This window comes from Nostoc sp. UHCC 0251 (assembly GCF_034932245.1).
GTDB lineage: Bacteria > Cyanobacteriota > Cyanobacteriia > Cyanobacteriales > Nostocaceae > Nostoc.
Window position 1 is genome coordinate 24,581 of sequence record NZ_JAYGHD010000291.1, and the last position, 21,568, is coordinate 46,148.

Consider the following 21,568-nt stretch of genomic DNA (forward strand, 5'->3'; position numbering starts at 1 on the left):
AAGCCTATTAACTTGTTAGTTTCTTCAAATATAAACAGTTAAATAATATTTAATTTCATGAACTTACCTTCTTACTTAGCTAATAACAGCTTTATATTCTATTTATAAGCTTTAAGTTCATCTATACTTTACTAATAAAGTTAAAATCAACTCTTTGAATCAAGATAAATTAGAGAAATAAAACAGTATATTTTACGAAGTAAAAAGATAAGAATCTTGCTAATTTGTAATAGTCAGATTCGTTTGAGAAACGAAATGGCTTTGGTTACATGAGTTATTTAGATAATTTAGAATAATGCTGGAAGATATGTTATTACAAGAACCATTAGCAGAATCAAGAGTGTGCGATCGCTTAAAATATGAACGTGCGATTGCATTTTCTGAGCTTGGCGATCGCTTCTTTGATGAGCTTGCTGATAAAATCGCTACAAGGCGACAGTACCGACTACTGTTTGAACACACATTAAAGCCTGAGTTATTTCAGCAAATCAGAATTGCTGCTGCGGGTTATATTTCAGCATGTTTGAATAGTCCTCTCATTCTTTCAGAAGCTGAAATGCTTGAACGACTACTGGAAGCCAGAAATACTTTGCCGAACTATACTGGTACTGGTCTTTTAATGCCCAAGCGAGAACATACTCTCGCATTTAACCTTTTTCAAAAGAGTGTAGCTGAGGCTTTCTACCAACTAGGAGCAAATGACCTGATTGATGCAGTGGATTTACCAGTAAATCTTCGTATGGTGTACGGCAAAACTGACGCAAAAAAGTTGGGTCTGCCCTTCGCTAGCTCAAAGTGCCATAGCGATGTCTGGGCAGGTGTTGCTGCCGATGCAACTGTAGTGGTTTTGCCACTATTTGGCGACATCGATAATATAACCATCGAAGCGGGTGAAATGCCCCGCGAGATGGAACTACAAGCTATGCAGGTGATGTCAGACTTTGATGAAGGTCGGGATATTCCGATGGTTGTCTCCTACACGGAAGCACAACTACAACACGGCACAATGTATTTTAATGATGCCCGTGGATTACATCAAACAGTAAGAAGGAAAACTGAAGGTTTAAGAATTTCAGTAGATTTCCGATTCCGTCGAAAATTTAATGAAGCTTACCGGGCGATGGTAGCACCTAGTATTGGTGGTATTGAAGAAGATATGAGTGTGCCCTACGAAGACTGGCTGAAGGTTGGTAAGGAAACGCTAATTGTGTTTGATGAAACTGTTGAACAGACTAAGAATAAACAGAATCCTAAAGCTCCAGTTCCACTTTACACTCGTGGGTATCGCCTTTTAAATATGTTCAATTGTTGATTTGCAAAAATTCGAGCCATAAAAAAGAGGTCTTTACTGACCTCTTAGCAATTCTCTAAAATAATGTTTTATCTACAGTAATTACGACAAGCCAGCATTAGTACCTTGCTTACCAGTTGCTAGTTCTACCTTGATGATTGTGCCGCCTGCTTTTTGAATGCGTTGCTGTTCACGGAACCAGTTCTCATAGGGAACTAACTTAGTGAAGTAAGTATTTTGGAGTTCGCGTTGGGTACGAATTCGGGTTTGGCTGGGAACTAGAGCAGTAATTTTAAACAAACGGGACATATTTTGAAAATCTCCTGTATATCTTGTGAAAACTTTTTTATCTCAAAATCTTGAGTGCAAATCTTTTAATCATTCAAAGGCTGGAAATCAAACATCAATACTAGACCACCAACACTCATCACTGATAATTTACCAAGATAAGCAATATAACGTTCTAGCACTCACGGTTGATTTCCAGACCTTAATAAAGCCGCACCTAAATTCTTAAGCGCAAACTAGTTCTTAGCTTAAGCCAGAGGAGATATAGTCTAAGTAAACGCCCATTTCCTTACCAGCATCAGAACCAACCAAACTGGCGGTTACTTCCTTGATTGCTTGGATAGCTTGTACAGTAGCACCGACGGGAACTCCTAAAGAGTTGTAGGTTTCCTTCAAGCCATTTAATACACGCTCATCCAAAATGGAAGGATCGCCAGCTAACATAGCGTAGGTGGCATAGCGGAGGTAGTAGTCCAAATCACGGATGCAAGCTGCATAGCGGCGGGTGGTGTACATGTTGCCACCGGGACGGGTGATGTCAGAGTATAGCAAAGATTTTGCTACAGCTTCTTTAACGATCGCAGCAGCGTTAGCGCTAATGGTGCTAGCAGCACGGACTCGCAGTTCGCCAGTGGCAAAGTAGCCTTTTAGCTTTTGTAAAGCAGAAGAGTCTAGGTATTTACCTTGAACGTCTGCGGAGTTAATGACAGCGGTAATTGCGTCTTGAGCCATGTTATTAATTCCTTATTTCCAACCGTATTGCAATACTTCTGTTTCGGCAGAGAAACAGCATCACCTTATAGCAGGGCACCAACTAAGTAGTCGAAGTAAGTACCAGCTTCAGCAGCATCATCACCAGACATCAATGTAGTAGCTACATTCTTCAGTCCACGAATACCTTCAGCAACACCATCGATAGGAGTTCCTAAGGACTTGTACATTTCGCGGACACCGATAACACCAATCTCTTCGATGGGGGTAACATCACCAGCAACGATACCGTAGGTAACGAGGCGGAGGTAATAATCTAGGTCACGCAGACAAGTAGCGGTCAATTCTTGACCGTAAGCGTTACCACCAGGAGACACAACATCAGGACGCTTTTGGAACAGTTGATCGCCAGCTTGCTTAACCAGACGTTCACGATTTTCTGTCAAAACTTGAGCAATCCGCACACGGCGCTCACCACTAGCAACAAAAGATTTGATCCGATCCAATTCACCAGGGCTGAGGTAGCGAGCTTCTGCGTCAGCATTCACGATAGCTTTCGTGACGATACTCATTAATGGATTCCTCCAAATACGAATGAAACCAGGATTTGATTAAACTGGTACGACTTTAAATTTGGTTCACTGAGTTTGTTTTCTCGTTCTTTTAGATACAACAGTTTAATCACTGCTACGGCTAATGAGTTACGAGTTTTCTTGAGTCAACACAAGTACACAAGCTTTTAAACTCAGTTACCTTCCGCAAAACATTTTCCGGCATTCTGTTGAGCATTTATGACTGCTCTTAACACTTTGTAATATTATTTTTCAGAATTCCCGATTTTAGTCCCAATCTGAGAGCAATATTACGAAAGGTTACGAAGGGGATAGGGGGCAGGGTACAGTAAATAATCTGTTCCCTATTCCCTATTCCCTATTCCCTATTCCCTATTCCCTATTCCCTATTCCCTATTGGGAAGCGGTTGTAAGGTACAACATCTTCACCGAAGTAGCGGCTATATTCTGGGCTATCGACTATTGCTTCTACAGTCGCCGACAAACCACTATCAGCTAGCAGATTGTTATACTGGCGAATTTCTTCCTGATCTGCGGGTGTACGCCCCAATAGATGACGGAAGAGGAACTCAATCACCTTGGCATGAGGATAAGGTGATAAGAAGCGCTGACGATAGATTTCAGAACTAGCTAGTTGACGGACAAACTCCCGCACGGAAATTTCACCATTCTGGAGTTTGTTGTCTAGGTCAGTACGGCGGAAATTATCAGGCACCTCACCGCTAAATACATCCAAAACTTGACAGTAAATGGCGTTAATTGCCTGTTGTCTTTCAGCTTGGTTTGTGGTTTCTGTTAGACGATAAATGCGTGCATGTTTACGCACAGATACTTCCACAGATTGTCCGCTCCCATCGTTGTAGGAACGACCCAGTTCAGCAAATGAGGGCTGACCATTTGTTTGCGCTGCTATATCTGCGATCGCCTGGGTCAAAAGCGATGTATCGGTGCTAACTCCTACACGCGGTTGCACTGGCTTAAAGCTCGGTACAACTACGTCATCGTTTTGCTTGGTAAGCTGATTGTACAGCCTCTCCGTATTCGGGAAGTTTGCCGCAGGTAGAGTTGGGAAGCGACGGTAAGGCACCGTATCTTCACCAAATACCTGGTTATATTCCACACTATTTACCAAAGCAGCAATAAAGGCACGAATACCTTGAGTAGCCAAAATCTGGTTATACTTGCGGATTTCTGCCTGGTCTAATGGCGCACGTCCCAAGAAGTGTTTGGTTCCCAACTCAATCACCTTGGTGTTGGGGTAAGGTGTGTAGAATTCTTTCAGGTAGAGGTTCGAGTAACCCAAACCTTCAATAAACTCCTTAACACTAATTTCGCCATTCCCCAGCTTGCTTTCCCATTTTGTAAATTCGTTTTTGGCGATGTATGGTGCAATATCCCGCTCAAAAATCTGACGATATGCAGCACTAATCAAAGTTTGCACTGCAACTTTGTCACTGTTATTCGCCACCAACTTGAAGATTTTGGTTTGTTCGCGTTGCTTGCTGACACCTTGGTTAACGCGGAACTGAACATCTGGTTCTGACCGTTTTTCTGTGACTGTACCCAGTGTCACAAAGCTTGGCGTTACTTCCTTCTGAACTTTCGCCGCAACATCTTCACGAATGCTACCAACGCGTAATTGTCGTCCTGATACACCACCAGGAGTCAGATACCGTTCATAAGGAATTGTATCTTCACCAAATGCTTCAGTGTATTCTACGCTGTCAATAATGGCATCAACCACCGCGTAAAAGCCTTGTTTGGCAGCAATGTCAAAGTACTTGTTGAGTTCTTGACGACCATAAGTTGGACGACCCAACAAGCGGCGGTGAATATACTCAATCGCTTTACAAACATAGAGCGATGTCCAGTACAGATTGCGGAATACATCCGACTTAGCCAAAGCACGGATAAACTCCCGTACAGAGATATCGCCGTTTTCCAGCTTGATTTCCAATACCTTCGGGCGCTGACCTTCGTAAAGATCGCGACCGAAAACTTGTAGGTAAGCAGCTTTAATCACTGCTTGCGTCGAGCTTTCAGAGAATCTGACGCTAGAACCTTTTTCAGCTTTTCTACCAATAGTACCAGGCAGCTGATCTAACTTGAACACCTTGGGACCAAGGGTACCAGGAGCTTCACCCCGCGCTTTGGGATTGCTATTTTGGTTATTAATCCCTGCCCCTTGGTGAATTAGGATGCGCTTGGTATCCTTGCCAAAAGGAGCCGGACTGGTGCTGGGGTTGCGAGTTTCTTTCGGGAAAATCGCCCCAAACTGAATTTCCAAGGGGTCATTTCCAGAACCATAGGGATGTTGGTCTGGTAGTGGTTGTTCGTAAGCAGCAAATGTGGTTATAAACTGAGGTATCTTGCGGAAAGGCGCACTGTAGTTAAACAGGTCTTGCTGCGGTCCCCAGTTGCGACATTCTTGTGCCTCTTGACCAAGACCCCGGAGGTAAGGTACTGTCTCTTCGCCAAAATAGTCGCCGTATTCAGCAGAATCTACTAAGGCATCTACTAAGGCTGGCAGACCACCGTTAGAAACAATCGAGAAGTATTTTTGTACTTCTTCGCGGCTACTTGGGCCCCGTCCCAGAATGTGACGGAAAGCTAGTTCAATGACTCGGCTGTTAATAAAAGGCTGGTAAAACTGTTTTTGGTAAAGGGGAGATTTAGCTAGACGACGAACAAACTCCTTCATGGAGATGTCGCCATTTTTCACCTTGGATTCTAGGTCAGATATGGACAAGCTATAAGCACGAGTAATATCGCGCTCAAAGATTTGTCGATAGGTCGCTTTGATTACCTCATTTTTTTCGCTACTTGATAACCCAGTTTTCATCACAAACTTGGGACGTCGTTCTGCCGCATTAAAGTAAATTTGCGGCAGTTCCAACCCTTGCTGGTCGCTAGAGGGGCGTTGGCGAACTTTAGTTGAAGGTGTGGCTGCTTTGAATTCTGTTAGCAAAACATCCATGTACTGAGACACAATTTCTGTAGCCTCAGCATCTTTGCGGAAAAAGGAAAGCGCTCCGGCTTTGATTTCTTGCAAAGCTACCAGCGTTGCTTCACCAGAGCAGGCATTTTCAATTATTTCCCGCAAACCCCGTGTGTTCACCGCTATGATGTTGGGGTCGCCAGCAACGATCGCATAAGTAGCGTAGCGCAAGAACCAGGATAAATCCCGCAAGCTCTTGGCCATATTGCTTGGGCCATATCGAGCAATGTTAATTGGTCTGAAACCTGGAGGTGTCGGGCCACTGGGGGATGAGTTAAATATTGATCGTAGATTTTCTAGGAACCCACCACGACTTTCAACGTAGGTTACAGTTCCTAGTTGCATCCCTTGTTGAACATTAGCACCACCACCACCAGCAGTTACTAGTTCCGCTTCTCTGGGCTTTTCTAAAAAAGCCATTGGCGAACCACCGACAAAAATCCGGTTGGCAGCGCGAGATACAATAATCTCGGCATTATCCGTCAGCGTCTGGGAAATTTCTAGACGCTTTGCACCAGACGCAAAATAGCTTGCCAGTTCATCTAATTCACCACTTCCCAAAAAGCGGTCTTGCTGCTCGGCTTGGGTAATTGTCGCTACAGCTAGGGTTTGATATAGTTGCGGACGCGCAACTGAGCTTCCACCACTTGCCTTAACACTCATCGGATTTGTAAAACTCCCATCATAATCATTTATGTGTTAAGTCTGGGTCGCTTTGAGGCTTGACACATCGGTGTGTCTGTGCTTTATAAGCTTGAGAGTACTGCCTGCAAAACTGCCAGTAAATTAACCCGGTTAGCTTTTAGATTAAAACGTTTTGCGTTCTCAAAGCTGGTTTATTAAGAAGTGTGTAGAACCTGTAGTTTAGATGCATCCAGTCTTAAGAGTACATACCCTTGTTTGGCTGAAACAAAATTTAAGTTTTGTAACTCAGTGGTAGGTCAGGCACGGTCTACTGATGCCGAAAACCTTTATTTTGATATTTGTGGCTGTGTCCACCCTATTGATTATTACAACTTATACAAAATTTTAGTTGAAATCAAATTGCCTACGGTAATGTCGGTGGACAGTAGTCATTAGTCGATGTTAAGTTGTTTTTGCTACTGAAAGTTAAATATTCATAAATAACGCCGATGGCAAATAATTCCTCAATCTCGTTGAATTAAGCTTTAGCTATCAGCATTCTATATAGGGAAAATACTATGAACAAAAGTTGTAAATTTAACTATTTATTCAATGCTACTCTGTCTGCGATCGCAGTTATTTTGGCTGTCACTCCTGCAAATGCGCTTCCAGAGCAAAACATCAACACCGTTGTTAAGTGGGCAAAGACTCGCTCCCAACTACCAACTTTGCGATACAACAGCGAAGCCCACGGCTACGAGGGAACAAAAGGAAAATTATACTTTTATGCTGATGTCACCGAAGAAAATGGAACAGTGACCAAAGAAGGAATAACCGTGAGTGGTGACTCAAGCATCAAATTCACCACAAAAAATGCCAAAGCAGTGAAATTGTTACAAAATATTTATAATTCTAATATTGCTAATGACTTTCAGAAGTCCCGGTATGTAAGCAAAGTTGGGCGTGACCAGTATTATCGCGGGCAAAAATTTGCTTACATCATGGCTGAGGTGCAGGGGGGGTCATCATTTCAGATAATTCCCTTGAGAAATTTGCAAGAATTTATAAATAATGCAAAGTATTGCCAAACTAATCAATGCGACCTTTGATTAAGTTTGTAGTCTAGAGTTTACATAAGCATTATCAGTAAGCAAAGGCACGCAATCACTAACATTGTAGGCGGGGGACAGTTCAACATCTGACTCAAAACCTTTTTCAATCAACTCTTTAGCCGAACTGCATTTTTTCAAGTACCCCAATAAATCCTGCTGAAAAGCCTGAAATGTTGTCACAGCAACTTCAGCTTCTGGTGATAAACTGCCGTGTAAATAACTAAGAATTGCCCCAGCACCAATTAAATCTTCAAATGCAGGGCGGAGGCTACCATCTTCTTTCCATCTTTCACCGGCAGGAATTACAGCGATTTTATCACCATACTTTTGAGCAAACTGCGCTACAGCTTGGCAATTTCGCAAGCAACCAGCCAAAGTTGGTGTATTCCCTGTATGTAAAGTCAGAAAAGAACCATTAGGTGAAGGTAAAACTAGTCTAGTTCCAGCAGGAATTTGAGCTACCGATTTTGGCGAAAGGGAATATCCTGTTGTAGTCCAACGTTGTCTATGACTTGCCAACTCTGCTTGCACTGACTTGGCATAATCTATAGCTGATTCATCTTTATATGCGTAAGGAAAAATGATTGCGCCGTTGTTGGTGGCAATTTCTACACAAGTAGAAAAAGAAAGAACGTCAACTATTACAACTACATCACTGATGGGAGCGAGTTGAGCAACACCTTGTGGCCCCCATTCACAGCGTAAATTAAACTCTGATTGGTTGTAAATCATTGGTGCGATCGCAAAAGACAATATGATAAGAATCAACCATATATTAAGTAAGGCAGTGTAAATTCCTAAAGGTTTGTAGTCATCACAAAACAGTAAGTAGGTCAGCAGTTATAATCAATATAAAACTTTCAGGTTGGAAATATTATGAACTTAACTGTTAAAACTTATCCTAACAATATTGCACCCAAGTTAAATTATGATGTGCTGATTGAAAATCAACCAGATGGTGGAGTTAGTGCGACAGTGCTAGGCTTGCCAGATTTTAAAGGCTTTGGTGTGACTAAAAAAGAAGCACTAGAGAAACTAATTAAACTTTTACAAGAACGAGAACCAGAAATAGTAACTTTGGAAATTGAACCTCCCCAAACCGAACATCCTTGGATGAAATTTGCGGGTATGTTTAAGGATGATCCTCAATTTGACGAGATGCTGGCATATATAGAAGCTGATCGTCGTGAACTTGACGCACAAATGGAGGGATATTATCGGCAACTTGATGCAGAGGATGAAACTAAGTGACTTTATGGATACTTGATACGGATCACGTCTCACTTTTTCAACAGATGCATCCAGTTGTTACACAGCGTATTAATGCAGTAAATTCTGAAGACATTGCCATAAAAATAATTACAGTTGAAGAACAACTGCGTGGGAGGTTTAATGTAATCAGAAAGGCTTCTTCATCTGATGCATTGCTATTAGCTTACACAAAACTACAGGCTACTTTAGAATTTTTCAAAAATGTCCGATCGCTAGCATTTGACGAGTATGCTATTAATTGTTACGAAGACTTGATTCGTCAAAGAATCCGCATTGGTACTCAAGATTTACGCATTGCGGCAATTACATTGTCAGTGAATGGGATTTTAGTAACCCGCAACCGGAAAGACTTTGAGAGAGTTCCTAATTTGCGTTTAGAAGATTGGACTATATCTTAAATTGTTTGCCGATGACGACCTCCTTTTCCTGGTGATAAATGTTCCATCATAATGGCAATTCCTTTATCTGATGATTATAGATAAAATTTCAATTATGTTTTTATTTGTTTAGCTACATCTAATATTTCTTTAATCGTAAAGTAAATATAGTAAAATACTGGTATTTTATTAATTTCTATAACACCGTATTTTCGACTTTTCACGTCTTTAGAAGACAGTTTATGTTCATACCCACGGTAATTTGGAGAAAGATTTGCTAGTTGAATTGGAGTGCATCTTTCATCAAAAGTTATGCTCCATTTAATTTTTAATTCTAATTTACCATTAGAGCCTCGTTCTAAGTCATAAAATAAGTTTTCATAAAAATAGCTTATTTTTACTTTGTTGAAATCTTTAAAATCTTCTTCTGTAATAAGTTTTGAATACGATAATTGAGTTCGGATGACACCAGCAGGATATATTTTTTGAAAAAATTCATCTACTTGCGTAAACATATAATTCTCTATAGCCTTCTTTTGCCCATCGTTAGCAAATGAAATAAACGGAACGTAAGCGCTCTCAAAGTCTTCATCTACTGAACAAGTACCAATTATATTTTGCTTCAAATTCATAATTTATCTTCTAAATAAATAGTTTGTATTAAAGAGAAGTTTGCCCTAAAGACTGTTATACCTTTAAGGTTTAGCTCTGGTTCTAATTCACCCAATGGTTCAGATGGTACTACGTCATAATAATAGGGAATAAAAAACTCATTTGCAGAAATATTATGTGTTTTCTGTAGAGCATATTCGTATGTAAGTTGTTTAACTAGATCATCTCTATATTTTTTGGCTGACTTTGGAGACAGTTGTTTATTCTTATAAAACTCCAGTGGTACATTTTTATAATCAATTATTTTTATAGTTTTACCCTCTTGAAAATTATAGTTTTCTGTTGTAGTCTTACCTTCTAAAACTAAATCAGGGCGGATAAAACGCCGTAGTATTTTAATTTCACTTAGTTTCTCAATCTCATTCGATCTAGATGATAAATTGAATTTTCTCTCATTTAAATCAAATTCAATACAAAACAGTTCGTCCCATTCAAATTTTTCTGTTTTTTGTGCGACTTTCCCTGAATTATTGGAAATTTTCAAGGTTTTACAGTAAACCCATTGATTCCAGTATGCAGTTCCACCATTAGCTTTGCGATTTCCGACTCGATCTTTATCTTCTCCTTCTCTTTTTGAGTTCTGATACCCTTTCAGAGGTATGTCTGTATCCGCATAGCAAATTTCGTCGCGGTGTTCTTTAAAGAAATAAGTGTTGCACATATCCTCCCAAATCAGGGAAAATCCATGCACTCCCCAGAATTCACCATCACCTTGCTCAGGATTTATCTCACCGTAGAGAAATATTTCAATAGCTTCGTAAATTCCCCAATAGTCAGCATCCTTGTAGTAAGTATTTTTATCTATTTTATCTAGCGCTTCTTTGAGAATACTAATAGTCTCTTCAAAGGTATCTTTCCCAAAAATCGATTGGTTGCTAGTAAGATAATCTTCCTTAAAACGTTGAGAAAGAAAGCGTATATCTTGAATGCGTTCTTTAATGTTATCTGGCACATCGCTATTTAACTGTTCTATAATCTCATCCAGAATATAGCAATACAAATTTACAAGGTCAGTACTTTCATAGCGTAGCGTCGAACGCGGCAGATCCATCCATTCAACATAAATTACATCGTCATTTAGATAGATAGCACGATCAAGGTATTTGTCAATTTTAGAATAGTCGATTTCATCACTACGTCTAAGTTTCTTTTGAATTGAGTTGATTGCCAATTCATCGTAGGCTTCCAGAACTCGCTCAATCATTTTAATCTTACTGTAGAGTATACAACCATCTCCTTCCTCTTCTTGCAAACAGGTGGTAAAACTTCTTAGCTATGAGCAACAAATATTCGATAAACTCAGATTGCCCCAAAATTTAGTCATCATGTCCGATTCCCAAACTGTTAGTGCTGCTGTTGCCAAACTCTACAATACCTACCCCTTTCCGCCAGAAGCTTTGTTGGATGAACCACCCCCAGGCTACAACTGGCGCTGGAATTGGCTAGCCGCTCATAACTTCTGCACAGGTCAAAAACCCCAAAGGCAAGATATTCGGATTTTAGATGCAGGTTGCGGCACTGGTGTGAGTACAGAGTACTTAGTTCACCTTAATCCTCAAGCTTCTGTTGTGGGAATTGACCTCAGTACTGGCGCTTTGGATGTAGCAAAAGAACGTTGTCAGCGTTCAGGGGCAACCCGCGTTGAATTTCATCACCTCAGCTTGTTTGATGTGGAACAGTTACCGGGTGAGTTTGATTTAATCAACTGTGTTGGTGTTTTGCATCATACCTCCGATCCCATTCGTGGTATTCAAGCTTTGGCGAAAAAGTTAGCCCAAGGTGGGTTAATGCACATTTTTGTGTATGGGGAGTTGGGACGCTGGGAAATTCAACTCATGCAAAAAGCGATCGCACTTCTTCAAGGTGACAAAAAAGGCGACTACCGCGATGGTGTCCAAGTCGGACGACAAATATTTGCTTCACTACCAGAAAATAACCGAATTGTCAAATACGATAAACAGCGTTGGTCATTAGAAAACCACAAAGATGAAAACTTTGCGGATATGTACGTACATCCCCAGGAAATTGACTACAACACTGAGACGCTGTTTGAATTAATAGATGCTTCGGGATTGGAGTTTATTGGTTTCTCGAATCCGAGTTTCTGGGATTTGCAGAGACTTTTAGGTAAAGCACCAGAGTTAGTAGAACGGGCAAAAGATTTGAGCGATCGCCAGGTTTACCGCCTGATAGAATTACTAGATCCAGAAGTAACTCATTACGAATTTTTCCTTGGTCGTCCTCCCTTAATTAAGTCCGACTGGTCAGACGATAACGCCCTACTGGCAGCCATTCCCGAACTTAATCCTTGTCTTGAAGGATTTCCCAGCCAATGTTTCTTTAATTACGATTACCAGATTGTTAATTTATCTGTAGCAGAGTTTGAATTTATGCAAAAATGTGATGCTAATTCAACAGTGGCAGATATTTTAGCAGGTGTGCAACTGGGATTGGATGGGGTAAGAACGCTTCTTCAGCAGCAGTTGATTTTATTGACACCTGTTTAATTACACTTCACGTTGATACTAAGTTAAGATTTGTCAATTTATACTCGTCCTGAGGAGCGATCGCCCATCACCAATTTTGGCAAATTAATGTAAATTAGGAAAGTGCCCAAGAAACGGGTATTTGATATCTTAAAAGTTGAAGTTTTCTGAAATTCAGCAGTGGTGCGATGTTTAATGACTTGCCGCTACTCTACGATTTTTGATTTGCGACACGTTCATACGCTCCTCAAGCACCAGTTGATTTTATTGACACCGACTTAATTCAAACAGCAAGATGTTATGTAACGACTTTGGAGGAGAATTATTCACTTAAAAAAAACTGGAATTGGAAGAAATTTTGAATTTTCAGGCAACAATTATTGATTATTCAATCCCTCGCTCTCTCACATCATCAGGCGCTCTCTCGCTTCTGTGAGCGCGATCTTACTGACTATGTAACGTTGACAAGAAGTTAATTGTTTTTTCCTAAAGTATTGTTACCGGATCGTGATATGATTCAGCTGACTGAATGTGCAGTCATCATATTTAACTGTACTGGTTTCAAGTCCCGTGAGCTTGTCAGACGAATCAATTGCGCCCACTCCGACAACGCAACAAGATGCTAAAACTGGTTCTGGAGACACAGAATCAGGTAACTCCATGCAAGAGTTCCATCAACTCTTCCAGCGATTATTGGTAATCACGCTTGTCTTGACGGGGGTTATTTTTATCTCTGTGTGGATTTTTTATTCCTTAAACATTGCCCTAAATTATTTAATTGGGGCGTGTACAGGTGTGGTTTACTTAAAAATGTTGGCTAGAGACGTTGAGCAGCTTGGTAGTGAAAAAACCAGTCTGAGCAAAACTCGTTTTGCTCTGTTTATTGGAGTGATGATCGTGGCAACTCAATGGCGTGAGCTACAGATTCTGCCCATTTTTTTGGGATTTCTAACTTACAAAGCCACGCTCCTCGTCTATATGGTGCAAATTGCGTTCATTCCTGATTCTTAAAAAGTCAGGCTCACTAAAGATAGTAATCCCATCCTCGCTCGTTGGGGAAAAAGCTTGAAGAATGCAAATGCTTAGTGTCTTAAACGCCTTTAATTCTTTTCCCCTCGCCGCATTAGAAGTAGGTCATCATTTCTATTGGCAGTTGGGCAATCTTAAAATTCATGGGCAAGTTTTTCTCACCTCATGGTTTGTGATTAGTATTCTAGTAGTGGCTTCAATAGCTGCTACTCGAAACGCACAAAGAATTCCCAAGGGCATCCAGAATTTGATGGAATATGCCTTAGAATTTATTCGTGATTTGGCAAAAAACCAACTTGGTGAGAAAGAGTACCGCCCTTGGGTGCCATTTATTGGCACATTGTTCTTGTTTATTTTCGTATCGAACTGGTCAGGCGCACTAATTCCCTGGAAGCTCATCAGGCTACCTTCGGGTGAATTGGCAGCTCCCACCAATGACATCAATACGACTGTTGCATTGGCATTGCTAACTTCCTTAGCGTACTTTTACGCAGGTTTTAGCAAACGGGGTTTAGGCTACTTTAAGAAATATATAGAGCCAACACCCGTTTTGTTGCCGATCGCAATTCTAGAAGATTTCACCAAGCCCCTCTCCCTAAGTTTCCGGCTATTTGGTAATATTTTGGCGGATGAGTTGGTAGTCGCGGTTTTGGTACTGCTAGTTCCTCTATTTGTACCTCTGCCTGTAATGGCCTTGGGTTTATTTACCAGTGCCATTCAAGCTCTGGTTTTCGCCACCCTAGCCGGAGCATACATTCATGAGGCAATGGAGGGACATGGCGGAGATGAACATGAGGAGCATTAAACTTCTCAGTTGATAGCACAGTTCCAAGAGCATATTCGCTCAAAACATCGCAAAGCGCGATCAAATGAACTCATGTGCAGCGTGAAAACCACGTCTCTAATCGTTAACGTACTTCTGTTAGTTTTGTAATCAAAGCAAGGAAAATCAACATGGATCCATTAGTTCAGGCTGCTTCAGTTCTCGCTGCTGCTTTAGCGATTGGTTTAGCTGCAATTGGCCCTGGTATTGGTCAAGGTAACGCTGCTGGACAAGCAGTAGAAGGTATTGCTCGTCAACCTGAAGCAGAAGGAAAAATTCGCGGTACTCTGCTATTAACCTTGGCATTCATGGAATCCTTGACTATCTATGGCCTAGTAATTGCCCTGGTATTGCTGTTTGCTAATCCTTTCGGTTAATACCTGAGAATTTTTGTGAGTGTGGAGACGTGAATCATCACGCCTCTACAATCTAAGAGGTTTTAGGTATTTAGTCATTACTAATGTGATTTTAGATTTTGGATTTTGGATTATCAAGAGTTTTCGGTACATGTGCCGAAGCTGATTGGTGGAGCAAATCTCAAATCATCAATCTAAAACGCCCAGAAGAACATAACCTTGGGTTAGTGTTAATCCAAAATTGCAAATCTAAAATCCAAAATTACTTGACCCTTGTTGGCTATGGGTCTCTAAAATATGAAAGGTTGGATGATGTTGCTAGCCATGAAAACTGCTACTCCAGCCAAAGAGGAGACAAATGTTTGATTTCGATGCTACCTTGCCCTTCATGGCATTGCAATTCCTGCTATTAGCAGCTTTGTTGAATGCAATTTTCTATAAGCCACTGACCAAGGTACTAGACGATCGCGATAGTTATATCCGAACGAATACCCTTGAGGCGAAAGAGAGCTTGGCTAAAGCCGAACGCTTGGCTACCGAATATGAGCAACAACTCGCAGACGCTCGCAGACAATCGCAAGCTACCGTAGAAGCAGCTCAACTTGAAGCTAAGAAAATTACTGCCGAGAAAATCGCTGAAGCCCAAAAAGAAGCTCAGTCTCAACGAGAACAAGCTTCTGTTGAAATAGAACAACAAAAGCAAGAAGCTTTTCGCACCTTAGAGCAACAAGTTGATGCTCTAAGCAGGCAGATTCTAGAAAAACTATTGGGGCCAACTCCAGTTAGATAAGCTAACTAAACTGGCTCTGTGAAAGCATACGCGCAGCTGGGCCCTAGTCCAGAGCGCAAAATTTAAGTGTCAAAAAAAGGCACTTTTTCCCTTCTGGGGAAAGATACTTAATTTCCTTACAGGGAAAAGATACTTAAATTTCCTTCCCTTGGGAAAAATACAACGTATTAGCAAGCGAGCAGCGCACTTGTAAATGGGTATCATGGGGACATTCTTATTACTTGCCGCAGAAGCGAACGCTGTTCACTCTGAATTGGCAGAAGGCGCAGGAGAAGGTGGTTTCGGTCTAAACCTAGACATTTTTGAAACCAATCTGATCAATCTAGCGATTCTGGTTGGCATACTATTCTACTTCGGACGTAAAGTTTTAAGCAATATCCTGAACGAGCGACAATCCAATATTGCCACCGCAATTCAGGAAGCAGAAGGGCGCTTAAAAGAGGCAAAGACTGCCCTTTCCCAAGCGCAAGAGCAGTTGAAGCAATCTCAAGCAGAAGCAGAACGTATTCGCCAATCGGCCGTAGAAAACGCTCAAAAGACGAAAGAAGCCTTGTTAGCGAAGGCAGCGCAAGACGTAGAACGCTTGAAACAAACAGCAGCAGCAGATTTAAACACCGAAACAGAGCGAGCGATCGCTCAACTACGGCAACGAGTTGCTACACTAGCATTGCAGAAAGTCGAATCACAACTCAAAGGCGGGATTGCTGACGATGCTCAACAAGGTTTAATTGATCGCAGCATCGCACAACTGGGAGGCAATGTATGACAAGTCAGGTAGCGGCAGCCGAAGTAGCCCAACCTTACGCACAGGCACTTTTGTCAATAGCGCAATCGAAAAATTTGACAGAAGAGTTCGGGGAAGATGCGCGTACTTTCCTGGGACTGCTCAGAGCAGACAAACAGCTACACAACTTCTTCAGCAACCCATTTATTCAGGCTGAGAACAAAAAAGCTCTCATCAAACAAATACTCGGTGAAGGCTCTAACCCCTACTTACGCAACTTTTTGTTGATATTAGTAGACAAACGCCGCATTGCATTCTTGGAATCTATTTTTCAACAATATCTGGCGCTGTTGCGGCAGCTGAATCAAACCGTATTAGCGGAAGTAATTTCAGCCGTTCCCCTCACAGAAGCTCAACAGCAGGCAATCATCCAAAAGGTTATTGCCATCAGTAATGCTCGCCAGGTAGAACTAGAAACCAGGGTAGACAGCGAGTTAATTGGTGGTGTGATCATTAAAGTAGGTTCGCAGGTAATTGATGCCAGTATCCGGGGTCAATTGCGTCGCCTTTCATTGCGCTTAACTAACAGCTAGAAAGTTAGGAGTTAGAAGTTAGGAGTTAGGAGTTAAAAGTTAGGAGTTAGGAGTTAAGTAAACAATAATTTATTTTGACTTTTAACTTTTAACCTTTGCTTTTTTAACTCATCGCTCTTAACTCATCACTCTTAACTCATCACTCCTAACTATTGAATTTTCCCGTCTCGAAAGCAAACAAGATAGACACATGAGCATATCAATTAGACCTGACGAAATTAGCAGCATTATCCAACAACAAATCGAGCAATACGATCAAGAGGTCAAAGTTGCTAACGTTGGTACTGTCCTACAAGTAGGTGACGGTATTGCCCGGATTTATGGTCTGGAAAAGGCTATGGCTGGGGAACTCTTAGAATTTGAAGATGGCACAATTGGTATCGCCCAGAACTTAGAAGAAGACAACGTGGGCGCGGTGCTTATGGGTGAAGGGCTAGAAATTCAAGAAGGTAGCTCTGTAACCGCTACTGGTAGAATTGCTCAGATTCCAGTAGGAGAAGCTTTAATTGGAAGAGTTGTAGACGCTTTGGGTCGCCCCATCGATGGTAAGGGAGACATCAAATCCTCAGAAAGCCGTTTGATTGAATCTCCAGCACCTGGTATCATTGCTCGTCGGTCAGTACACGAACCCATGCAAACTGGGATTACAGCTATTGACTCAATGATTCCCATCGGTCGTGGACAACGGGAATTGATTATTGGCGATCGCCAAACCGGTAAAACTGCGATCGCAATCGACACAATCATCAACCAAAAAGAAGAAGATGTAATTTGTGTATACGTTGCGATCGGTCAAAAGGCTTCCACCGTAGCTAACGTGGTGCAGACATTGCAAGAAAAAGGCGCAATGGATTACACCATCGTCGTTGCAGCTAGTGCGAGTGAACCAGCAACATTACAATACCTAGCTCCTTACACAGGCGCAACTATTGCTGAGTACTTTATGTACAAAGGCAAAGCTACCCTGGTAATTTATGATGATCTTTCCAAACAAGCCCAAGCTTATCGCCAAATGTCACTGTTGCTACGTCGCCCACCCGGACGCGAAGCTTACCCCGGAGATGTATTCTACATTCACTCCCGCTTATTAGAAAGAGCCGCAAAGCTGAGTGATGAATTAGGTAAAGGCAGTATGACCGCCCTACCAATCATCGAAACCCAAGCTGGTGACGTTTCAGCATACATCCCCACCAACGTAATTTCTATTACCGATGGTCAGATATTCCTATCTTCTGACTTGTTCAACGCTGGTATTCGTCCAGCTGTGAACCCAGGTATTTCTGTATCCCGCGTGGGTTCTGCGGCGCAAACCAAGGCAATGAAAAAAGTTGCCGGTAAGATTAAATTGGAACTAGCCCAATTTGACGACTTGCAAGCCTTCGCACAATTTGCTTCTGACTTAGATAAAGCCACTCAAGACCAGTTGGCACGGGGTCAACGCTTACGCGAACTCCTCAAGCAGCCACAAAATTCGCCACTCTCGGTATACGAGCAAGTAGCAATTCTTTACGCTGGTATCAATGGCTACTTAGATGATGTACCTGTTGATAAAGTCACAACCTTTACCCAAGGTCTGCGGGAGTACTTAAAGACTGGTAAAACCCAGTATGCCGAAGGAGTAAGAAGCTCCAAAGCACTAGGTGATGCAGAAGAAGCTGCCTTGAAAGAAGCACTTACCGAATACAAGAAGACCTTCAAAGCAGCAGCGTAATTAGTCATCAGTCATTAGTCATTAGTCATTGGTAAATAACTAATGACTAGTGACAAAGGACAAATGACAAATGACTAAGGACTAAGGACAAGAATATGGCCAATCTAAAAGCAATACGCGATCGCATTCAGTCGGTCAAAAACACCAAAAAAATTACAGAAGCCATGCGTCTCGTAGCTGCGGCTAGAGTGCGCCGGGCGCAAGAACAAGTGCTAGCGACTCGCCCCTTTGCCGATCGCTTGGCACAAGTATTGTATGGTTTACAAAGCCGTTTGCGCTTTGAAGAAGCAAACCTGCCACTGCTGAAAAAAAGAGAAGTTAAGTCAGTCGGGTTGTTGGTAATTTCAGGCGATCGCGGTTTATGCGGCGGCTACAATAATAACGTTATCCGTCGTGCAGAGAACCGCGCCAAGGAAATTACGGCAGAAGGTTTAAACTATAAATTTGTGCTCGTCGGACGCAAATCTACGCAGTACTTTCAACGCCGCGATCAGCCCATCGATGCTACCTACAGCGGCTTAGAGCAAATTCCTACCGCAGCCGAAGCCAACCAGATTGCCGATCAACTACTTTCCTTGTTCCTTTCCGAAGAAGTTGACCGCATCGAATTAATCTATACCAGATTCCTTTCCTTGGTTAGCTCCCGTCCTGTGATACAAACCTTACTGCCCCTCGATCCGCAAGGTCTAGAAGCAGGGGATGACGAAATCTTCCGCTTGACAACCCGTGGTGGTAAATTTGAAGTAGAACGCGAAAAAGTGGCTAGCCAAGTCCGCCCGTTGGCTCCTGATATGATTTTTGAGCAAGATCCAGTGCAGATTCTTGATTCTCTATTGCCCCTGTATCTGAGTAACCAACTATTGCGAGCGCTCCAAGAATCAGCGGCTAGTGAACTAGCTGCGCGGATGACAGCCATGAGTAATGCCAGTGAAAATGCTGGTGAATTGATCAATACTCTCACCCTGTCTTACAACAAAGCCCGACAAGCTGCAATTACCCAAGAACTTCTTGAGGTTGTAGGCGGTGCTGAAGCACTAACTTAAGATATACTAATTATTTATTTGTAGTGCATTGTAACATTTAGCCAATTGCTAATCTTAAAATAATTAGCAATTGGCTATTTTTAGTATTTGGGACTTTTTATAGATGACATTGACGGCATATGGGCCATTATGTACTGAGTTTTATGAAATAACCAAGCCCCTTGATGGAGATTACCCAGATATTCCATACTACATCAGACATCTTTCTTCAATTGGTGGCAGAATTTTGGAGGCGATGGTTGGGACGGGACGACTACTTATCCCACTGCTAGAAGCTGGTATCAATGTTGAGGGTATTGATAGTTCAACGGATATGCTGGCTGCTTGTAGAAAACATTGTACTGATAGAAATTTAAATCCTGTTCTGCATCAAGGTTGTGTAGAAAATCTGGACATTCCTGGTAAATTTAGTGCGATTGCAGTTTCTTTCGGCTCGTTCATGCTGCTAGAAAAGCGAACTGCTGCTGTGGCTGCATTGCAAGCTTTTGCTCGACACCTGGAACCACAAGGGCGAATCTTTATCGATTTGGAATTACCTATTGAAGATTTTAAGACAGAGAATCTTCTTAAGCAGCGCTCGCCAATCAACTGCCCTGATGGATCAACAATCCTCTTGCAATCCACATCTCGGATAGACTGGCTAAATCAACTGAATACGACTGTGATTCGCTACGAAAAGTGGAAAGAGGGCAAACTTGTTGCCACAGAATTACAAAATTTTCCTCTACATTGGTTTGGACGTGACGAGTTTATTATGTGTTTACGAGAAAATGGCTACCAAGACATCACCTTATGCGCCAACTACACTGATGGTCTACAGCCAAGCTCCTATAAAGATACCCTGTGTTTCTCAGCAGTACTGGCATGAAACAAAAATTTTTTGTCAGTAACACATTTCCAAAATTGAGTATTATAATTGAAGTATGAAGCGCATGGGTCCGTCACGGTTTCGACAGGTTGGCGAACGCTGCTCTGTGATTCAGGTCGAGAGTGAGTCTCCTCTCGCAAATCAAAGGCTCAAACAAAAAGTAAATGCGAATAACATCGTTAGCTTTGCTCGTAAGCCTGCTCTAGTAGCAGCTGCCTAAAAACCTCTTACAGGTTCGAGCGTCTTTAGTTTGACTCCGTTAAGGACTGAAGACCAACCCCCAACGGATGCTCTAGCAAGCGTTCTCTGGTTGGCTTGTTAGCTAAGATTAAATCAGAGCATCCTACGTTCGGGATAATGAACGATTCCCGCCTTGAGGGTCAGAAAGGCTAAACCTGTGAATGAGCGGGGGGTCAATACCCAATTTGGACAGCAGTTCGACTCTGCTCGGATCCACTAAAAATAAATAACAAGTCCACCAAACAGTTTAATGTTTAGGTGGATTTTGTTTTATTACGCAAAACCATTGCTCTCCCACTCCCAGACTTGAACTTTCGTTCAGGTTTGGGAGAGGTTTGTCGATTCGGGTTAATTATTCTGTTCCTGGGGTTGTTTGCGTGTGCTTCCAAATCTCCTTCCCCTTTTTTTAAGTACCCGTCGTAATCGATCTGCACTCAAGTTTACTTGACGCTCAGATGCCAGTTTTTTTGCTAACTGCTTAGAGTTATAAGTTTTGGGTTCTTGAGCCAAACAATTTTCTAGATAAAGCAAATCTGATTCCGAATATCGGGGTTTTCCCCCTCGACCAGGAGCATCCCATAGGCCTGCTAAACCCATTTTTTCCCAACGATGAAGGGTTTGACGTACTGTTGAAATTGCCCAGTTCAAACCTTTAGCAATATGCTCATTTTTTAAGCCGCGAGCATTCAGCAGTAAAACTTGAGCACGATCCTTGGTACGCTGAGGAACATCTTTGGCTTTTCTTAACTCTTCTAATGTCAGCTTTTCTTCTTCATTAAGAAAGACTTTCAATCGGCATCCCATAAACGATAACCTTTCACATAGTCAATTTTTGGCATTGTTATGTCTATTCACGCCTCTATACTTCCTACGGCATATATCCAGTAATATATCTTTAACTGAATAACAAGTATTAAGTATGCAGAATTCTAGCCTTATGGCTAGATGAAAATAATTTCTTGGCGTTGTCTTGATTAATGCCTAAGGT

Annotated in this window: 21 protein-coding genes, 1 other RNA gene and 1 pseudogene; 15 read left to right on the forward strand and 8 right to left on the reverse strand. The window is 41.9% G+C overall.

What is annotated here, in order from left to right:
* The first annotated feature begins 295 nt into the window (after positions 1-295).
* Positions 296-1,312, forward strand: a complete 1,017-nt coding sequence (locus tag VB740_RS20210) for a hypothetical protein (RefSeq protein WP_323201707.1) — start codon at positions 296-298, stop codon at positions 1,310-1,312.
* Between the two features lie 81 nt (positions 1,313-1,393).
* Here the strand turns inward: VB740_RS20210 and VB740_RS20215 are convergent, their stop codons facing one another.
* From VB740_RS20215 to VB740_RS20230, 4 genes and pseudogenes are all read right to left on the reverse strand, one after another.
* Entirely contained in the window at positions 1,394-1,600 is a 207-nt protein-coding gene (locus VB740_RS20215) for a phycobilisome linker polypeptide (protein WP_190729938.1), read from the reverse strand.
* A gap of 222 nt (positions 1,601-1,822) precedes the next feature.
* Entirely contained in the window at positions 1,823-2,311 is a 489-nt protein-coding gene (gene apcB, locus VB740_RS20220) for an allophycocyanin subunit beta (protein WP_100899351.1), read from the reverse strand.
* Positions 2,312-2,376: 65 nt separating this feature from the next.
* Positions 2,377-2,862, reverse strand: coding sequence for an allophycocyanin subunit alpha (gene apcA, locus VB740_RS20225; RefSeq protein ID WP_323201708.1), 486 nt, complete (start codon positions 2,860-2,862; stop codon positions 2,377-2,379).
* A gap of 397 nt (positions 2,863-3,259) precedes the next feature.
* A pseudogene (locus VB740_RS20230) lies at positions 3,260-6,523 on the reverse strand (phycobilisome rod-core linker polypeptide); the annotation flags it as partial.
* A gap of 539 nt (positions 6,524-7,062) precedes the next feature.
* Between VB740_RS20230 and VB740_RS20235 the strand changes: the two are divergent.
* The gene (locus VB740_RS20235) at positions 7,063-7,593 is read left to right on the forward strand and encodes a hypothetical protein (protein ID WP_323201709.1); all 531 of its coding nucleotides are present in this window, start codon (positions 7,063-7,065) and stop codon (positions 7,591-7,593) included.
* Here VB740_RS20235 and VB740_RS20240 read toward each other — a convergent pair whose 3' ends face one another.
* The gene (locus VB740_RS20240; RefSeq protein ID WP_323201710.1) at positions 7,594-8,364 is read right to left on the reverse strand and encodes a 2-phosphosulfolactate phosphatase; all 771 of its coding nucleotides are present in this window, start codon (positions 8,362-8,364) and stop codon (positions 7,594-7,596) included.
* 108 nt (positions 8,365-8,472) lie between these two features.
* Between VB740_RS20240 and VB740_RS20245 the strand changes: the two genes are divergently transcribed.
* Positions 8,473-8,847, forward strand: coding sequence for a hypothetical protein (locus VB740_RS20245; RefSeq protein ID WP_323201711.1), 375 nt, complete (start codon positions 8,473-8,475; stop codon positions 8,845-8,847).
* Complete coding sequence (locus tag VB740_RS20250) at positions 8,844-9,266, forward strand: type II toxin-antitoxin system VapC family toxin (protein WP_323201712.1); 423 nt, start codon at positions 8,844-8,846, stop codon at positions 9,264-9,266. Before VB740_RS20245 ends, VB740_RS20250 begins: the two co-directional genes overlap by 4 nt.
* 92 nt (positions 9,267-9,358) lie before the next feature.
* Here VB740_RS20250 and VB740_RS20255 read toward each other — a convergent pair whose 3' ends face one another.
* Positions 9,359-9,877: a hypothetical protein gene (locus tag VB740_RS20255; RefSeq protein ID WP_323201713.1), complete on the reverse strand. Its 519-nt coding sequence runs from the start codon at positions 9,875-9,877 to the stop codon at positions 9,359-9,361.
* Positions 9,874-11,169 carry an LlaJI family restriction endonuclease gene (locus tag VB740_RS20260; RefSeq protein WP_323201714.1) on the reverse strand — a complete coding sequence of 432 codons (1,296 nt, stop codon included), beginning with the start codon at positions 11,167-11,169 and terminating at the stop codon, positions 9,874-9,876. The genes VB740_RS20255 and VB740_RS20260 overlap by 4 nt, the downstream gene beginning before the upstream one ends.
* A gap of 73 nt (positions 11,170-11,242) precedes the next feature.
* On the opposite strand from VB740_RS20260, the gene VB740_RS20265 reads away from it, so the two are divergent.
* The 11 genes from VB740_RS20265 (at position 11,243) to ssrA (ending at position 20,799) form a co-directional block, all read left to right on the forward strand.
* Positions 11,243-12,424: a class I SAM-dependent methyltransferase gene (locus tag VB740_RS20265; protein ID WP_323201733.1), complete on the forward strand. Its 1,182-nt coding sequence runs from the start codon at positions 11,243-11,245 to the stop codon at positions 12,422-12,424.
* 549 nt (positions 12,425-12,973) lie between these two features.
* A complete protein-coding gene (locus tag VB740_RS20270; protein WP_118167295.1) occupies positions 12,974-13,414 on the forward strand; it encodes an ATP synthase subunit I in 441 nt (146 codons plus the stop codon).
* A gap of 61 nt (positions 13,415-13,475) precedes the next feature.
* Positions 13,476-14,237, forward strand: a complete 762-nt coding sequence (atpB, locus tag VB740_RS20275) for a F0F1 ATP synthase subunit A (RefSeq protein WP_181984851.1) — start codon at positions 13,476-13,478, stop codon at positions 14,235-14,237.
* Between the two features lie 149 nt (positions 14,238-14,386).
* A complete protein-coding gene (gene atpE, locus VB740_RS20280; protein ID WP_012411162.1) occupies positions 14,387-14,632 on the forward strand; it encodes an ATP synthase F0 subunit C in 246 nt (81 codons plus the stop codon).
* A gap of 337 nt (positions 14,633-14,969) precedes the next feature.
* On the forward strand, positions 14,970-15,401 hold the full coding sequence (locus VB740_RS20285; RefSeq protein ID WP_100899338.1) for a F0F1 ATP synthase subunit B': 432 nt from the start codon (positions 14,970-14,972) through the stop codon (positions 15,399-15,401).
* A 193-nt stretch (positions 15,402-15,594) separates the two neighbouring features.
* Positions 15,595-16,167, forward strand: a complete 573-nt coding sequence (locus VB740_RS20290; RefSeq protein ID WP_323201715.1) for a F0F1 ATP synthase subunit B — start codon at positions 15,595-15,597, stop codon at positions 16,165-16,167.
* Positions 16,164-16,718: an ATP synthase F1 subunit delta gene (gene atpH / locus VB740_RS20295; protein ID WP_323201716.1), complete on the forward strand. Its 555-nt coding sequence runs from the start codon at positions 16,164-16,166 to the stop codon at positions 16,716-16,718. Before VB740_RS20290 ends, atpH begins: the two co-directional genes overlap by 4 nt.
* A gap of 190 nt (positions 16,719-16,908) precedes the next feature.
* The gene (gene atpA, locus VB740_RS20300) at positions 16,909-18,429 is read left to right on the forward strand and encodes a F0F1 ATP synthase subunit alpha (RefSeq protein ID WP_323201717.1); all 1,521 of its coding nucleotides are present in this window, start codon (positions 16,909-16,911) and stop codon (positions 18,427-18,429) included.
* A gap of 95 nt (positions 18,430-18,524) precedes the next feature.
* The gene (locus VB740_RS20305; protein ID WP_323201718.1) at positions 18,525-19,472 is read left to right on the forward strand and encodes a F0F1 ATP synthase subunit gamma; all 948 of its coding nucleotides are present in this window, start codon (positions 18,525-18,527) and stop codon (positions 19,470-19,472) included.
* A gap of 103 nt (positions 19,473-19,575) precedes the next feature.
* Positions 19,576-20,340 (forward strand): class I SAM-dependent methyltransferase, encoded by a 765-nt coding sequence (locus VB740_RS20310; RefSeq protein WP_323201719.1) that lies wholly within the window; start codon positions 19,576-19,578, stop codon positions 20,338-20,340.
* A gap of 66 nt (positions 20,341-20,406) precedes the next feature.
* Positions 20,407-20,799: a transfer-messenger RNA gene (gene ssrA, locus VB740_RS20315) on the forward strand.
* Positions 20,800-20,928: 129 nt separating this feature from the next.
* Here ssrA and VB740_RS20320 read toward each other — a convergent pair.
* The gene (locus VB740_RS20320) at positions 20,929-21,384 is read right to left on the reverse strand and encodes a helix-turn-helix domain-containing protein (RefSeq protein WP_323201720.1); all 456 of its coding nucleotides are present in this window, start codon (positions 21,382-21,384) and stop codon (positions 20,929-20,931) included.
* Between the last annotated feature and the right edge of the window lie 184 nt (positions 21,385-21,568).

Coding starts and splice junctions, on each gene's coding strand:
- VB740_RS20235 (WP_323201709.1), top strand. CDS start 7,063: ATGAACAAAAGTTGTAAATTTAACTATTTATTCAATGCTACTCTGTCT.
- VB740_RS20310 (WP_323201719.1), top strand. CDS start 19,576: ATGACATTGACGGCATATGGGCCATTATGTACTGAGTTTTATGAAATA.
- VB740_RS20265 (WP_323201733.1), top strand. CDS start 11,243: ATGTCCGATTCCCAAACTGTTAGTGCTGCTGTTGCCAAACTCTACAAT.
- VB740_RS20305 (WP_323201718.1), top strand. CDS start 18,525: ATGGCCAATCTAAAAGCAATACGCGATCGCATTCAGTCGGTCAAAAAC.
- VB740_RS20255 (WP_323201713.1), bottom strand. CDS start 9,877: ATGAATTTGAAGCAAAATATAATTGGTACTTGTTCAGTAGATGAAGAC.
- atpH (WP_323201716.1), top strand. CDS start 16,164: ATGACAAGTCAGGTAGCGGCAGCCGAAGTAGCCCAACCTTACGCACAG.
- VB740_RS20210 (WP_323201707.1), top strand. CDS start 296: ATGCTGGAAGATATGTTATTACAAGAACCATTAGCAGAATCAAGAGTG.
- VB740_RS20215 (WP_190729938.1), bottom strand. CDS start 1,600: ATGTCCCGTTTGTTTAAAATTACTGCTCTAGTTCCCAGCCAAACCCGA.
- apcB (WP_100899351.1), bottom strand. CDS start 2,311: ATGGCTCAAGACGCAATTACCGCTGTCATTAACTCCGCAGACGTTCAA.
- atpB (WP_181984851.1), top strand. CDS start 13,476: ATGCAAATGCTTAGTGTCTTAAACGCCTTTAATTCTTTTCCCCTCGCC.
- atpA (WP_323201717.1), top strand. CDS start 16,909: ATGAGCATATCAATTAGACCTGACGAAATTAGCAGCATTATCCAACAA.
- VB740_RS20320 (WP_323201720.1), bottom strand. CDS start 21,384: ATGGGATGCCGATTGAAAGTCTTTCTTAATGAAGAAGAAAAGCTGACA.
- VB740_RS20245 (WP_323201711.1), top strand. CDS start 8,473: ATGAACTTAACTGTTAAAACTTATCCTAACAATATTGCACCCAAGTTA.
- apcA (WP_323201708.1), bottom strand. CDS start 2,862: ATGAGTATCGTCACGAAAGCTATCGTGAATGCTGACGCAGAAGCTCGC.
- VB740_RS20290 (WP_323201715.1), top strand. CDS start 15,595: ATGGGTATCATGGGGACATTCTTATTACTTGCCGCAGAAGCGAACGCT.
- atpE (WP_012411162.1), top strand. CDS start 14,387: ATGGATCCATTAGTTCAGGCTGCTTCAGTTCTCGCTGCTGCTTTAGCG.
- VB740_RS20285 (WP_100899338.1), top strand. CDS start 14,970: ATGTTTGATTTCGATGCTACCTTGCCCTTCATGGCATTGCAATTCCTG.